This is a genomic window from Streptomyces sp. NPDC044571, assembly GCF_040647115.1.
GTDB lineage: Bacteria > Actinomycetota > Actinomycetes > Streptomycetales > Streptomycetaceae > Streptomyces.
This window is the reverse complement of the sequence record NZ_JBEZBN010000023.1, coordinates 24,616-37,597: the sequence shown is the minus strand read 5'-3', so window position 1 is coordinate 37,597 and position 12,982 is coordinate 24,616. Positions and strand designations below refer to the sequence as shown.

The following is a 12,982-nucleotide window of genomic DNA, read 5'->3' as shown; positions in this document are numbered from 1 at the left end:
AGGAAACCCGTGAGCGACACCCCATTCGGATTCGGCCTTCCGCCGGAGGAGCCGGAGAACGGCGACGAGGGCAAGAAGAAGGGCAGTCAGGGCGGCCAGGGCGGCCCGAATCCGTTCGGGTTCCCCGGCGGCATGGGCCTGCCGGGAGGCGCCGGCGGCCCGGGCGGTGCGGACAATCCCTTCGCCGCGATGTTCGGCGCGATGAACCCGAACGACCTGGGAGCGGCCTTCCAGCAGCTCGGCCAGATGCTCAGCTACGAGGGCGGTCCCGTGAACTGGGACATGGCCAAGGACATCGCCCGCCAGACCGTGGCGCAGGGCACGGCGGACGGCGTCAAGGACACGAGCGTCGGCCTCGCCGAGAAGTCCGCGGTGGAGGAGGCCGTACGCCTCGCCGACCACTGGCTGGACGGGGTGACCTCGCTGCCCTCGGGCGCCACCACGGCCGTCGCGTGGAGCCGCGCCGAGTGGGTCGAGGCGACCCTCCCGGTGTGGAAGGAGCTCGTGGACCCGGTCGCCGAGCGCGTCGGCGCGGCCATGGGCAATGTGCTGCCCGAGGAGATGCAGGCCATGGCGGGCCCGCTGCTCGGCATGATGCGCTCGATGGGCGGGGCCATGTTCGGCCAGCAGATCGGGCAGGCCGTGGGCGTGCTCGCGGGCGAGGTCGTCGGCTCGACCGACATCGGCCTGCCGCTGGGCCCGGCCGGCAAGGCGGCGCTGCTCCCGCTGAACATCGAGGGCTTCGGCAAGGACCTCGGCGTCCCCTCCGAGGAGGTGCGCCTCTACCTGGCGCTGCGCGAGGCGGCCCACGCGCGGCTGTTCGCGCACGTGCCGTGGCTGCGTTCGCACCTGCTCGGCACGGTCGAGGGGTACGCGCGCGGCATCAAGGTCGACACCTCGAAGCTGGAGGACGTGGTCGGCCAGATCGACCCGACCAACCCGGAGCAGCTCCAGGAAGCGCTCCAGGGCGGCATGTTCCAGCCGCAGGACACCCCGGAGCAGAAGGCGGCCCTGGCCCGCCTGGAGACGGCCCTCGCGCTGGTCGAGGGCTGGGTGGACGCCGTCGTGCACGAGGCGGCCAAGCCCCGGCTGACCTCGGCGGACGCCATGCGCGAGACCATGCGCCGGCGGCGCGCCTCGGGCGGACCGGCGGAGCAGACCTTCGCGACCCTGATCGGCCTGGAGCTGCGCCCGCGCCGGCTGCGCGACGCCTCGCGGCTGTGGGCCTCCCTCACCGACGCGCGCGGCATGGAGGGCCGCGACGGGCTGTGGGAGCACCCGGACATGCTGCCGACGGCCTCCGACCTCGACGACCCGGACGGGTTCGTGCACCGTGAGCAGCTGGACTTCTCGGAGATCGACAAGATGCTCGGTGAGGCCGCGCAGAAGCGGGAGCAGGGCGACGGCAAGGGCGAGGGCGAAGACCAGAAGTGAGCCTGCACGAAGACGCGGTCCGCGTCCTGGAGTCCTACGAGGACCAGCCCGACCTGCGCGACCTGTACCTGGAGCACCTCGGCACGCATCCCGACGGGGTGTACAAGCCCTGCACGGCCGGGCACATCACCGGCAGTGCGCTGGTGGTCGACCCGGAGCGGGGGCGCGTGCTGCTGACCCTGCACAAGAAGCTCGGCATGTGGCTCCAGATGGGCGGCCACTGCGAGCCCGGTGACACGACGCTGGCCTCGGCGGCGCTGCGGGAGGCCGTCGAGGAGTCCGGGATCGGCACGGGGCTGAGCCTGCTGCCGGGCGGCCCGGTGCGGCTGGACCGGCATCCGATCCCGGCACCGTGCAACTGGCACCTGGACGTGCAGTACGCGGCCCTGGCGCCGGCCGGGGCCCTGGCCGAGATCAGCGAGGAGTCGCTCGACCTGCGCTGGTTCCCGTACGAGGAGGTGGCGTCGGTGGCCGACGCCTCGGTCGTACGGCTGGTGGAGGCGACCCGGGCGCGGCTCTGACGCCCTGGGGAGGACGGGTGAGGGGCGGCCCGCGGATGCGGGCCGCCCCTCACGGCATGGCGGCCCGTGGGCCGCCGGTGGTGCGTGGTGCTCAGTTCCAGGCGTTGTTCTGGTTCTGGGCGTGGGCGCCGTGCTGGCCCATGCCGAACTGGGCCGCGACGCCCTGGCCGAGCTGGGCGTTCTGCGGCGGCAGCACCTCGCTGGGCTGCACCAGCGCGAAACCGGTGCCGAGGAAGCTGAGCTCCCAGCCCTCGCCCGTGTTGCCGCGCCGCCGCCAGACGCCGCTGGAGTGCGTCTGGGCCTGCATCTGCACGCGCAGCGAGGTGGACCAGGCGACGATCGCGTCGGCGTCGGCGTTGACGTACTTGTCGGGCGTGACCTGCATCATCAGCGGCTGCCCGGAGGTCATCAGCGCGACCTTGCCGCGGCCGCTGATGTTGAGCTGGTACTTGCCGGAGCCGGAGATCCCGTACTGGCTGTCCACCGCGATGACCTCGGTGTGCAGCGTGGAGTCCAGGGCCAGCACGTAGCTGCTGTCGACGGTGAGGCCGTCGTGGTCCACGTCCACCACGTGCACGTACTGGGCGAGGTTGGCCAGGTAGACCGTGCCCTGCCCGGAGCAGCGCATCAGGTCCAGGCCCTCGCCGGTGCGGCTGCGGGCGGTGCGCTGGGTGGTGTTCTGGTACTCGCCGTCGAAGTCGACGATCCCCTGGTAGGCGACCATCGCGCCCTTGCGGGCGAGGACGTCGTCGGAGCCGCTCAGCGTGACCCGCAGCAGCTGCGGGTTCTGCACGGTGTACCGCTCCTGGGACTGCGCCTCGGCGTGGGCGAAAAGTGCGCTCTGCATGATGTGTCCGCTCCCCCTCAGCCCCGGGTCCGGAGCCGGTCGGTGCTGTCCTCGCTGGGCTGTACGACGACGATGCCCTGGCCGGAGAAGGCCATCTGGTAGGCCTCCCCGCTTCCTCGGCCGATCATCGACGAGGCCTTGAAGCTGCGCTTCCCCTTGACCTTGAGGTTCGGCGACCAGGCGACGAGCGCGTCCGGGTCGACGTACGTCTCGTCCTCGCCGCGGCCGCAGTCGACCACGATCGGGGTGCCCCGGGAGGTGATCGCGACCCAGCCGGTGCCGGCGATCTGCACGTTGAAGAGGCCCTGGCCGGCGAACTTGGCCATGCCCTTGACCCGCTCGACGCCCCACTGGAGGTGGGCGTCGAAGGCGAGCAGGTTGGTGCCGTTGACGGACAGCGCGTCGTTGTTGAGGTTGATGACGACGACGTCCGCGCCGTAGTCGGCGAGGTAGAGAAGGCCGTCGCCGGTGCACTTCATCAGCGGTGCGCCCTCGCCGGTGAGCCACTGCGAGGCCATCTGGCGCAGGGCGGGCGGGTTGGGCTCGTACTGGACGAAGCCCTCGTAGGCGACCATCGATCCGGTGCGGGCGAAGAGGTCCTGGCCGCTCTGCATGGCGACCTTGAGCATGGCCCGGCCGTGGTTCTCCATACGGGCCGTGACGGGGGTGGGGGCGTAGCCCGCGAGCTGCTGGTTCATTGCGTTCATGACGGGCTCCCTCAGACCTCGTACGGCTGGACGACGATGAAGTTGCCGGGGGCGCCGCGGAACTGGAGGTTCACGGTCTCCCCGCTGTGGCCGGGGTAGGCGTTGCGCCGCAGCCGGACCTGGCTGGAGACGATCACCTGCGAGGCGGCGGACCACGCGACGATGGCGTTGCTGTCGGCGAAGGTCGTCGGGGTGACGGGCAGGACGACGGGCACGCCGTGCGTCTTGACGATCACCGTGCCGGTGCCCTGGAAGAGCATGGTGAACAGCGCGCCGCCCGGGATGCCGTGGCCCTCGATCCGGCGGACCTCGTGCTGGAGGGACTCGTCGAAGGCGAGGACGGACTCGGCCGAGACGCAGATCCCGTCGCCTTGGAGCTCAATGGCGTGCAGGTGGGCGCCGTTCTCGGCGAGGAAGACCTGACCGCGGCCGCTGCAGCGCATCAGCTGCATCTCCTGGCCGGTGGCGTTGCCGACGATGCGGCCGGCGAAGCCCGCGCCCTTGTAGCTGAAGTCGACCTTGCCCTGGTAGAGCACCATGCTGCCCTGGCGGGCGAGGACGGGCTGGCCGCCCATCGACAGGTCGACGCGCATGAGCTGCTGGTTCTGCGGGGTCCAGCGGGCGCCGGTGGGGGCTTCCTTGTACGGCTGGAGGGCGGCGGCGAGGCCGGCTCCGGCGGCGTGCGGGGCGCCTGCGTGCGGCGGGACCTGCCCGTAGCCGGGTTGCTGGCCGTACGGGGGCGGCTGCTGGCCGGGGACCTGGCCGTAAGGGGCGGGGGCCGGGGCGGGCGGCGGGACCTGGCCGTAGCCGGGCTGCCGGCCGTAACCCTGCTGCTGGCCGTGGCCGGGCACTTGGCCGTACGAGGGCGGGCCGGCCTGCTGCGGAGGCTGGGGCGGCTGACCGTACGCGGGGGCGGGCGCGCCCAGCGGCGCGACCATGGTGGGCGCCGAGTGCACCGGGGCCGCCGGCCCGGGGGGAGCCGGGGGCTGCTGGTACTGCGGGGCGGAGGCCGGAGGTTGCGGGGCCGGCGCCTGGGCGGCGGGCGCCTGCGGGGCGGGGGCCTGGACCGGGGCGCCGAAGGACGGCGCGGGGGCGGCGCCCTGCGGCGGCGGGGCGAATCCGGGCGCGGCGCCGCTCTGGGCCGGAGGCCGGGCCTGCGCGGACTGCTCCTCCTCGGCGACCTCTCCGCCGAAGTTCTCCAGCAGGGCGGCGAGGCCGCCGTCGAAGCCCTGGCCCACGGCGGCGAAGCGCCACACGTCCTTCAGGTAGAAGTCGCCGATCATCAGCGCCCGCTCGGTGCTGAACTCCGCACCGGTGAAGGAGTAGCGGACGACTTCCTCGCCGCCCGCCACGACGCGGATGTAGCCGGGGCCGATCTGCGACATCTGTCCGGGGCCGTCGATGGAGGCGGCGAAGGACAGCTTGTGGATGTTCGCCGGGATGCGGTCCAGCGTCACCCGGAAGGACTCGGTGTCACCGGCCTGGGCGCCGAGCTGCTGGATGGACTCCTCGGGCGACTTCGGCTGGTTGTAGAAGACGAAGTAGCGGTCGTCCGACAGCTGCTCATGGGCGTCGAGGCCGAAGCAGCTGATGTCGATGGCGAGTCCCGGCCCGGCGATCTGGACGCCTACGTACAGGTCCGTGCCTGCCGTCAGGTCGCTGATCCTGGCCTTGTGACCGCGTTGGAATTCCCTGGCCATACGTAACGACCGTCCCCCATCCCGACAGTGAATTGCGTGGCGCTCAGGCTAGCCGCAACTGCCGACATCCGGCCAAGCCGGTACCGATCCGGTACATCCCGTCCGGCCGCCGCCCGGGGTGCGGCCGCGGTCATTCGCCCCGGGCGGCGGGAACCGTGGGAAGGCGTTCGGCGGCGACGATTCCCTCCAGATAGCCGCGGGCCCGCTCGGTGCGCGGATAGGCCTCCAGCAACTCCCAGAAACGCGGCCCGTGTCCGGGCACGAGGAGGTGGGCCAGCTCGTGCAGCAGTACGTAGTCGACCACGTACTCGGGCATCCCCTGGAGGCGGTGCGAGAGCCGGATGCTGCCCTCGGCGGGGGTGCAGGAGCCCCACCGGGTGTTCTGGTTGGTGACCCAGCGCACGGAGCGGGGGCGGGCGCGGGAGCCGAAGTACTGCTCGGACAAACGCTCGGCGCGCGCGGTGAGTTCCGCGTCTCCCAGGGTGCGCTTGTTCTCCTGGGCCGCCAGCTTGTCGAGCATCACGCCCACCCAGCGCCGCTCCTCCGCCTCCGACATCCGGGCAGGGATGAGGACGACCGTACGGTCACCCTCGCGGTAGGCGGATACGGTCCTGCGGCGGCGCGCGCTCCGGCGGACTTCGACGGCGCGCTGGGGTGGGTCGGCGGACACGCCCAAGACCGTACCTGTTCGCCGCGGCCGAAGTCCCCCTGCTCCACGCTTCGAACATGATCGATTCCGCGGTGGCGCAGGAAACACACCGTTTCTCCATCTCATATGCCTAATAGGGCTTGCCTGTGGACAAATGCGGACGGGGAATCCGGGGGGCGGGCACTCTGCGGAGGAGTGGAAATCCAGAGCGGGATTCTGACGAGGGGGACGGCCATGTATCCGAAGGTGAAGCCGGCGCTGGCGAGGGCCTGGCGGGATCTGCAGACGGTGCAGTTCGGGGTGACGCCCGCGCATGCGGTGGTGCTGGAACCCGTGGACACGGCGACCGGATCGCTCATCGAGCGGATCGACGGGACGCGGGGGATGGAGCTGCTGCGGGCGGAGGCGGCGGGGATGGGGCTGCCGGAGGGCCAGGTGGACGGGCTGGTCCGGCGACTGGCATCGGCCGGGCTGCTCGACGACGCCACGGCGGGCGGCCCACGGGCCCAGGACATGCGTCGGCGCCCGAAGGAGCTGGAGCGGCTCGGTCCCGATCTGGGCTCCCTCTCCCTGGTCCACCGCGAACCGGGGGGCGACCTGCGGGGGGCTGCGGCGCGCCGGCAGATAAGAGTGCAGGTGCGCGGCAGCGGCCGGGTGGGCGCGGTGATCGCCGCGGTCCTGGCGGGAGCGGGCGTGGGCCGGGTCGAAGTGCTCGACGGCGGCCGGGTCGAACCGGGGGACGTGGCCCCGGGCGGGCTGGGACCGGCCGGCGTGGGCCGGCTGCGGGCCGAGGCCGCGGCCGGGCTGGTGCGGGCGTCGGCTCCGGGACGCGCGCCGCGGGCCGAGGAGCGCGAGGGCCCCGAGCCCGGGTTGGCCCTGGTGGTGGTCGCACCCCGGGACGGGCTGCATGCCTGGGCCCCGGATCCGGGCACGGCCGCCGACTGGATCGCCACGGGCACGCCCCACCTGTACGCCGGGGTGCTGGAGGGCACGGGAGTGGTGGGGCCGCTGGTGCTGCCGGGTGCCACGGCCTGCGCGGGCTGCATGGAGCGGGACCGGGTCGCGCAGGATCCCGCCTGGCCCCGGATGCTGGTCCAGTGGCGCTCGGCGCACCGCCGCCGGGCCGGCGGAGCCTGCGACCTGGGCCTGTCCACGGCGGTGGCGGGCCTGGCCGCGGCCCACGCCCTGTCCTTCCTCGACGGCGAACTCCCGGCCTCCACCGCCTCCCGCTGGGAGGCGGCCCTCCCGGGGCTGCACTGGGAGCGCACGGACGTCCGCCCCGACCCGGAGTGCCCGTGTGGCGCGGCGGTCCCGGTGGAAGAGGCGGTGCCGTCATGAGGAGGCTGTTACGACGGCTCCGCGATCCTGTCCTCGACGGTGCGGCAGAGCGGTTCGAGGCGGGGCTGCGCCGAGGGGACCACCAGCGCCAGGCTGCGCAGGGCGGCGAGCAGCTCACGCATCTGCCCAGGAGGCGGATTGCAGCCGAGGAACTCGGCAAGGTTCTGCTCGGCCTGCTCCCACCTTGGCCAAAGGCAGTGCGCAAGCAGGAGATTGCCCGCATCCGAAGCGGAACGGTCACCTGCGTCGCCAGGGGCGAGGATCTCGACCGTGCGCGCCAGCTCTCCGTCCCGATCCGGGTGCCGCAGCGCGTGCAGCACGACGGCCTTCTCGTAATGCGTCCAGGCGAAGCCAGGTTCGAGCTCGGTGGCGCGGGTGAGGTCGACCAGAGCCTCGTCGTACCGGCCGAGCAGACGGTAGGTGAGTCCTCGGGCGGTGAGGGCGGATGCGCCGGCCGGCCGGAGTGCGGCGGCCACGCCGTAGTCCGCCAAAGCCTCCTCGTACCTGCCCAGCAGGCGATGGACATCGCCCCGCTTGGTGGCTGCCCAGTGGTCGTCGGGACGGAGCTCGCCGAGGCGCGCGAAGTCGGCCAGTGCTCCCTCGAAGCGACCGAGCTTCTCAAGCAGCGACGCACGCAGGTGGAGAGCCCAGTGGTAGTCCGGGGCCCGCTCGACGACCCGGTCGAAGTCGGCCAATGCCTCCTCGTGCCGGGCCATCAAGCGGAAGGTCTCGCCCCGTCCGGTGAGGGCCCAGCTGGAATCCGGCTCGCGTTCGATGGCCCGGTCGAAGTCGGCCAGCGCCTCGTCGTACCGCTGCATCGATCGGTGGATGTCGCCTTTGCAGGCGAGGGCCCAGGCACTGTCGGGCCTCAGTTCGAGGGCGCGCCGCAAGTCAGCCAGGGCCTCCTCGTACCGCCCCAGGTATCGGTGCACGAGCCCGCGGCTGGTGAAGGCCAGGTCGTAGTCCGGGGCCAGTTCGATGGCACGGTCGAAGTCCGCCAACGCCTGCTCATAGCGCCCCCCGAGGGTGTGGGTGTTCCCCCGGTTCACACAGGCCCATGCGCTCCCGTCCCCGGTCTCCATGGCGCGGGTGAAGTCCGCCGTGGCTTCCTCGTGCCGGCCCGTCAGCTGGTGGACGATCCCGCGGATGGTGATCACCCAGTGCACGGTCGGGTCGAGCTCGACGGCGCGGTCGAGATCGGCCAGCGCCTCCTCGAACCGCTCGGCAAAGCGGTACGCGACCCCGCGGTTGGCCAGCGTCGGGAAGTCGCCGGGCTTGAGTTCGAGCGCGCGCGAGTAGTCCGCGATCGCCTCCTCGTACCGCTCCATGAGCTCGTGCGTCCGTCCAAGGCCGAAGTGGATGCGGGCGGCTTGGGGATCCAGGGCGAGTGCCTGGGCGTAGTCGGTCAGGGCCTGCGGATATCGCCCGGCGTTGCGGTGGTCTCGGGCACGGAGGGTCAAGGCCAGGCACCGGCCGTCGGGGGCGAGTCCGGCTCGGGTCAGGAGAAGGGTCAGGGTGGCGGTACCGGGGTCGGGCCGGGCCAGGGCCGTCTGGAGCCGCTCGCCCCAGCCGGTCAGGTCGCCGGATTCGGTGTCGCGGCCGGCCCTGACCACGACCTGTACCCAGCGGCGCAGCGTGGTCACGTCGTGGTCGTAGGCGTCGAGGAGTTCCCGCAGGGCGGCCGGCACGGCGCCGCGGGGGGCGGCGCAGAGCCGGTGATAGGTCTCCTGCAGGCGGTGTCCGCGCCAGCTCTCGTCCGACCACCAGCCGTCGGCCGGGGTGGCGGCCTCCTCCAGCCGGGCGCGGCGCTGCCCGAAGGTGTCGGCGAGCCGGGTGTGCAGCTGCTCCCAGCGGGCCGGGGACTGCCTGCGCTGCAGGCGCAGCATGGTGCTGCGGACCACCTCGTGGTAGCGGCAGTGGCCCGAGCGGTCGGTGACGAAGGGCATCGACCGAAGCCAGCCGAAGAGTTCGGCGGCCTCTTCCTCGACGGCAGCCCGGTACACGTCCTCGTCCAGCTCCTGGGGAAACGCACAGGCCAGGGCGGCGGCCCGGCGGGCGGGGTCGGTCTCCCACTTCAGGAACCGCTCGACGGCGGTGCCGCTGGGGTCCCCGATCTCCTCCACCGTGCCGGGCTGGGCCTCGGCCAGGGTGGAGACCAGGACCGGAAGCCGCCCGGACAGGTGCAGGATCATCTCGACGACCCGTTCGTCCGTCACACCCTTGCCCGTCAGCAGTTGGCGGGCTTCGGAGTCCGTGAACACCTCCAGCGGCCAGTCGGTGACCAGGTCGCGCCAGTCCTCCCAGCAGCGGGCGGCCAGTGGGGCCTGCCCGGCCAGGGTGACGAGTACGTTCGCGGGCAGTTCGCCGTGGCGGTCGCTGACCAGCACGTCACGCAGCCAGGTGTCGAGCATCGGGCCGGTGCGCTCGTAGGTGTCGAAGAACAGCGCGACCCACGGATGTCTGCGGGCCACCTCGCCGAGCTCCTCAAGGAAGACCGGGGCCAGGGCGTCCACGGGGGACAGCACCAGCTCGACATCGCCGTGGCTGCGCAGGCGGGTGCTGAGGAGGGCCTTGACCCGGTCGGCGCCGGCGGCGAGCTGGTTCGGGTCGACCGCACCGGTGAAGGCGCCGACCCCCGGGATCATGCCCAGCCCGACCAGCCCCAGCTGCGAGGCGATCACGCTGGACGGGGACGGGGACGGCCCGCCGCCGGCTGCCGCGTCCGCCCCGGCCACGGCCGAGACGACCCCGGCATCGGCCTCGTGCCGGCGCTGGCGATAGGTGGACAGCAGTTTGTCGAAGTTCTTGAGCGCCGCTCCCTGCTGGGCGAACTGGGCGCTGATGACCTCCATCGTCTCGATCACGTCCGCGACCGACTCGTCCACGCAGGCAGTGATGGCCCCACCCTCGCGGGCCGTGGTGTCCAGCTGGCGCACCAGGGTGGACTTGCCGACGCCGGCCGGGCCGCGGATGTGGAAGAAGAACTGCGCCGCCTCCTCGGGCGGTTGCCGCAGGACGTCACGGAACGCCGTGACCTGCCCCTGGCGCCCGATGAACCCGCTGGAGCGCCGCCGTCGGATCAGCTCCTGCCTCGAAGGCCCCCGCACCGCCATCCGCAGCCCTTTCCGCTCGCTGCTCGACCCACTGTCCGGCCATGCTGTCCCATGGGGGTGAACGCTGTCCGCAGACGGCCCGGTTCCCGCCATCCGCCGGCGGGCGACTCGGCCAGGGGGGCGCGGGAAGGCCATGACAGGATGCAAGGGGCCGAGGGCGCCGCGCTGAAACGCCTTGTGGGGCGCAGCTGTCTGGGATTTGGAGGGGCGTATGTCTGATCTTCCCCGGAAGGCGGTCACCCGTACCGTCAAGCTGGCCGCGCTGCCGCTCGGCATCGCGGGCCGGGTCACTTGGGGGCTGGGGAAGCGGATCGGGGGCAAGTCGGCGGAGATAGTGGCACGCGAGCTCCAACAGCGCACCGCCGACCAACTGTTCCGCACCCTCGGGGAGTTGAAGGGCGGCGCCATGAAGTTCGGGCAGGCCCTCTCGGTCTTCGAGTCGGCCCTGCCCGAGGAGGTCGCCGGGCCGTACCGGGCGGCGCTGACCAAGCTGCAGGAGGCGGCGCCGCCGCTTCCCGCGGCGACGGTGCACCAGGTGCTGGCGGACCGGCTGGGCGCCGACTGGCGGGACCTGTTCGAGGAGTTCGAGGACAAGCCGGCCGCGGCGGCCTCGATCGGGCAGGTGCACCGGGCGGTCTGGCACGACGGCCGGCAGGTCGCGGTCAAGGTCCAGTATCCGGGCGCCGGAGAGGCGCTCCTCTCCGACTTGAGGCAACTGGGCCGGTTCGCCGGACTGCTGGGGCCGCTGATACCCGGCATGGACATGAAGCCTTTGATCAAGGAACTGCGCGACCGGGTCTCGGAGGAGCTGGACTACGAGCTGGAAGCGGAGGCGCAGCGGACGCACGCCGATGCGTTCGAGGGCGACGCGGACGTGGTCGTACCGGATGTCGTGCACCAGGGCGACCAGGTGCTGGTGACCGAGTGGATGGAAGGCACCCCGCTGTCGGAGGTGATAGCCGACGGCACCCAGGAGGAGCGCGACCGCGCCGGACAGCTGCTGGCCCGGTTCCTCTTCTCCGGGCCCGCGCGCACGGGCCTGCTGCACGCGGACCCGCACCCCGGCAACTTCCGCCTGATACAGGGGGCGGACGGCCGGACGCGGCTGGGCGTGCTGGACTTCGGCACGGTCGACCGGCTTCCCGGCGGCTGGCCCAAGCCCATCGGCACCTCGCTGCGGATGACGCTGGAGGGGGATGCCCAGGGGATCTACGGGCACCTGTGCGCGGAAGGGTTCGTACGCGAGTCCATCGAGCTCGATCCGGATGCGGTGCTGGACTACCTGAAGCCCATCATCGAGCCCGCCGAGGCGGAGGAGTTCACCTTCACGCGGCCGTGGCTGCGCGGCCAGGCGGCCCGGATCGCGGATCCCCGTTCCCCCGCACACCAGTTGGGACGGCAGATCAACCTGCCGCCCTCGTACCTGCTGATCCACCGGGTGACGCTGAGCACCATCGGGGTGCTGTGCCAGCTGGGCGCGACGGTGCGGCTGCGGGACGAACTGGACTCCTGGCTCCCGGGTTTCTCGTCCGAGGACCGGGTGCAGGACCGGGATTAGTCCCGGCTGCCGCGCGCCCCGCGGCCGGCCGGCCGGTTCACCACCAGGAGGAGTCGAGGCGGCCCTCGATCGCGCGGAGGTTGGCCCGCGCGCAGTCGACGCAGAAGAACTGTCTGGCCCCGTTCTCCACGGAGCAGGTCCAGGTGGGCGGGGCGCCGCCAGGGGCCTTCTTGCCGCAGCTCGCGCAGACGACGGGCTCGGCCTGGGGTCCCGACGGGGCAGGGTGGGGAGTCGGCTGGTCCACCTCCAGACGATACCTCCGCGCAGGGCGCGGAGCCTTCCGCAACGCACCGGGGGGACCGGTCCCTTCGGACCCGGTCCCCCCGGTGGCTGTTCTCGGCTTCTTAGTGCATGACGGCCATGGCCAGCGCGCGGCGGGCGCGCAGCGAGACGCGCTCGGCTCGCCGCTGCATGCGGCGGGCGGCGACCAGGCGCAGGGCGCGACGCTCGGCGTCGGCCTCACGCATGCGGTCGTCCATATGGGCACGGGCCAGGGCTTCTGGGATGAGTTGCATTTCGCGGGTCCTGTTCTGACGCGAGGTGATCGCGCCGGCGGTGATGAAGTCTGCGGTGGCGGAGCCGTTCGGCTGCTCGCTCGTGGTGAGGGCGGTCATGGGGGCCTGCTTCAGGGGGTCGTGCGTCAGGGGGCGGTCGATGGTTCCGATGGCGGTCATGCCGCGACAACCGGGTTCTTGCGCGGGCGTCCACGGGGACGCTTGCGGGCTACGACCACGCCCTGGACGAACAGCTCGCCACCCCAGACACCCCAGGGCTCGCGGCGCTCGATCGCCCCGGCGAGGCAGGCCTCGACCAGCGGGCAGGTCCGGCAGAGCGACTTCGCGTACTCGACGTCGGCCGGGGACTCGGCGAAGAAGACCTCGGGGTCGTAGGTACGGCAGGCAACGGGTACGCCGAGGTTCTCGATGGCGTCGTCGAGCGCGGTGAGCGCGGTGAGGGGAGTCAAGGTGGAGTCCTCCGGGACTGCGGGCGGGGAGATCGTCTGGGTCTGCGGTACGGACGGGGCGTGCGCTTCGAGTTGCACGGTGTTTTCTTCCTCGTCTTGATCGGCTAGTCGGTCCGGCCCGGTTCGGCCGGGGGCGGCTGGTACCTGGTCT

Annotated in this window: 12 protein-coding genes; 4 read left to right on the top strand and 8 right to left on the bottom strand. The window is 72.3% G+C overall.

Annotated features, from left to right (window positions below):
- The first annotated feature begins 9 nt into the window (after positions 1 to 9).
- Both AB0B01_RS14785 and AB0B01_RS14780 read left to right on the top strand, forming a co-directional pair.
- Positions 10 to 1,434, top strand: a complete 1,425-nt coding sequence (locus AB0B01_RS14785; protein WP_361717731.1) for a zinc-dependent metalloprotease — start codon at positions 10 to 12, stop codon at positions 1,432 to 1,434.
- Entirely contained in the window at positions 1,431 to 1,955 is a 525-nt protein-coding gene (locus AB0B01_RS14780) for an NUDIX hydrolase (protein ID WP_361717728.1), read from the top strand. Before AB0B01_RS14785 ends, AB0B01_RS14780 begins: the two co-directional genes overlap by 4 nt.
- A gap of 91 nt (positions 1,956 to 2,046) precedes the next feature.
- Here the strand turns inward: AB0B01_RS14780 and AB0B01_RS14775 are convergent, their stop codons facing one another.
- From AB0B01_RS14775 to AB0B01_RS14760, 4 genes are all read right to left on the bottom strand, one after another.
- Entirely contained in the window at positions 2,047 to 2,802 is a 756-nt protein-coding gene (locus AB0B01_RS14775; RefSeq protein WP_361717725.1) for an AIM24 family protein, read from the bottom strand.
- Positions 2,803 to 2,819: 17 nt separating this feature from the next.
- Complete coding sequence (locus AB0B01_RS14770) at positions 2,820 to 3,500, bottom strand: AIM24 family protein (RefSeq protein ID WP_356849952.1); 681 nt, start codon at positions 3,498 to 3,500, stop codon at positions 2,820 to 2,822.
- Positions 3,501 to 3,520: 20 nt separating this feature from the next.
- Positions 3,521 to 5,209, bottom strand: a complete 1,689-nt coding sequence (locus AB0B01_RS14765; RefSeq protein WP_361717722.1) for a TerD family protein — start codon at positions 5,207 to 5,209, stop codon at positions 3,521 to 3,523.
- A gap of 130 nt (positions 5,210 to 5,339) precedes the next feature.
- Entirely contained in the window at positions 5,340 to 5,879 is a 540-nt protein-coding gene (locus AB0B01_RS14760) for a M48 family metallopeptidase (protein WP_361717719.1), read from the bottom strand.
- A 213-nt stretch (positions 5,880 to 6,092) separates the two neighbouring features.
- On the opposite strand from AB0B01_RS14760, the gene AB0B01_RS14755 reads away from it, so the two are divergent.
- Positions 6,093 to 7,196, top strand: coding sequence for a ThiF family adenylyltransferase (locus AB0B01_RS14755; RefSeq protein ID WP_361717716.1), 1,104 nt, complete (start codon positions 6,093 to 6,095; stop codon positions 7,194 to 7,196).
- 8 nt (positions 7,197 to 7,204) lie between these two features.
- Here the strand turns inward: AB0B01_RS14755 and AB0B01_RS14750 are convergent, their stop codons facing one another.
- Positions 7,205 to 10,309 carry a tetratricopeptide repeat protein gene (locus tag AB0B01_RS14750; RefSeq protein WP_361717713.1) on the bottom strand — a complete coding sequence of 1,035 codons (3,105 nt, stop codon included), beginning with the start codon at positions 10,307 to 10,309 and terminating at the stop codon, positions 7,205 to 7,207.
- Positions 10,310 to 10,520: 211 nt separating this feature from the next.
- Here AB0B01_RS14750 and AB0B01_RS14745 point away from each other — a divergent pair, with 211 nt between their 5' ends.
- Positions 10,521 to 11,867: an AarF/ABC1/UbiB kinase family protein gene (locus tag AB0B01_RS14745; protein ID WP_361717710.1), complete on the top strand. Its 1,347-nt coding sequence runs from the start codon at positions 10,521 to 10,523 to the stop codon at positions 11,865 to 11,867.
- Between the two features lie 37 nt (positions 11,868 to 11,904).
- On the opposite strand, the gene AB0B01_RS14740 is transcribed toward AB0B01_RS14745, so the two are convergent.
- The 3 genes from AB0B01_RS14740 to AB0B01_RS14730 form a co-directional block, all read right to left on the bottom strand.
- Entirely contained in the window at positions 11,905 to 12,111 is a 207-nt protein-coding gene (locus AB0B01_RS14740; RefSeq protein ID WP_361717708.1) for a hypothetical protein, read from the bottom strand.
- 100 nt (positions 12,112 to 12,211) lie between these two features.
- Positions 12,212 to 12,541 carry a hypothetical protein gene (locus tag AB0B01_RS14735; protein ID WP_361717705.1) on the bottom strand — a complete coding sequence of 110 codons (330 nt, stop codon included), beginning with the start codon at positions 12,539 to 12,541 and terminating at the stop codon, positions 12,212 to 12,214.
- Positions 12,538 to 12,909 (bottom strand): WhiB family transcriptional regulator, encoded by a 372-nt coding sequence (locus AB0B01_RS14730; RefSeq protein WP_356849839.1) that lies wholly within the window; start codon positions 12,907 to 12,909, stop codon positions 12,538 to 12,540. The genes AB0B01_RS14735 and AB0B01_RS14730 overlap by 4 nt, the downstream gene beginning before the upstream one ends.
- Positions 12,910 to 12,982: the final 73 nt, after the last annotated feature.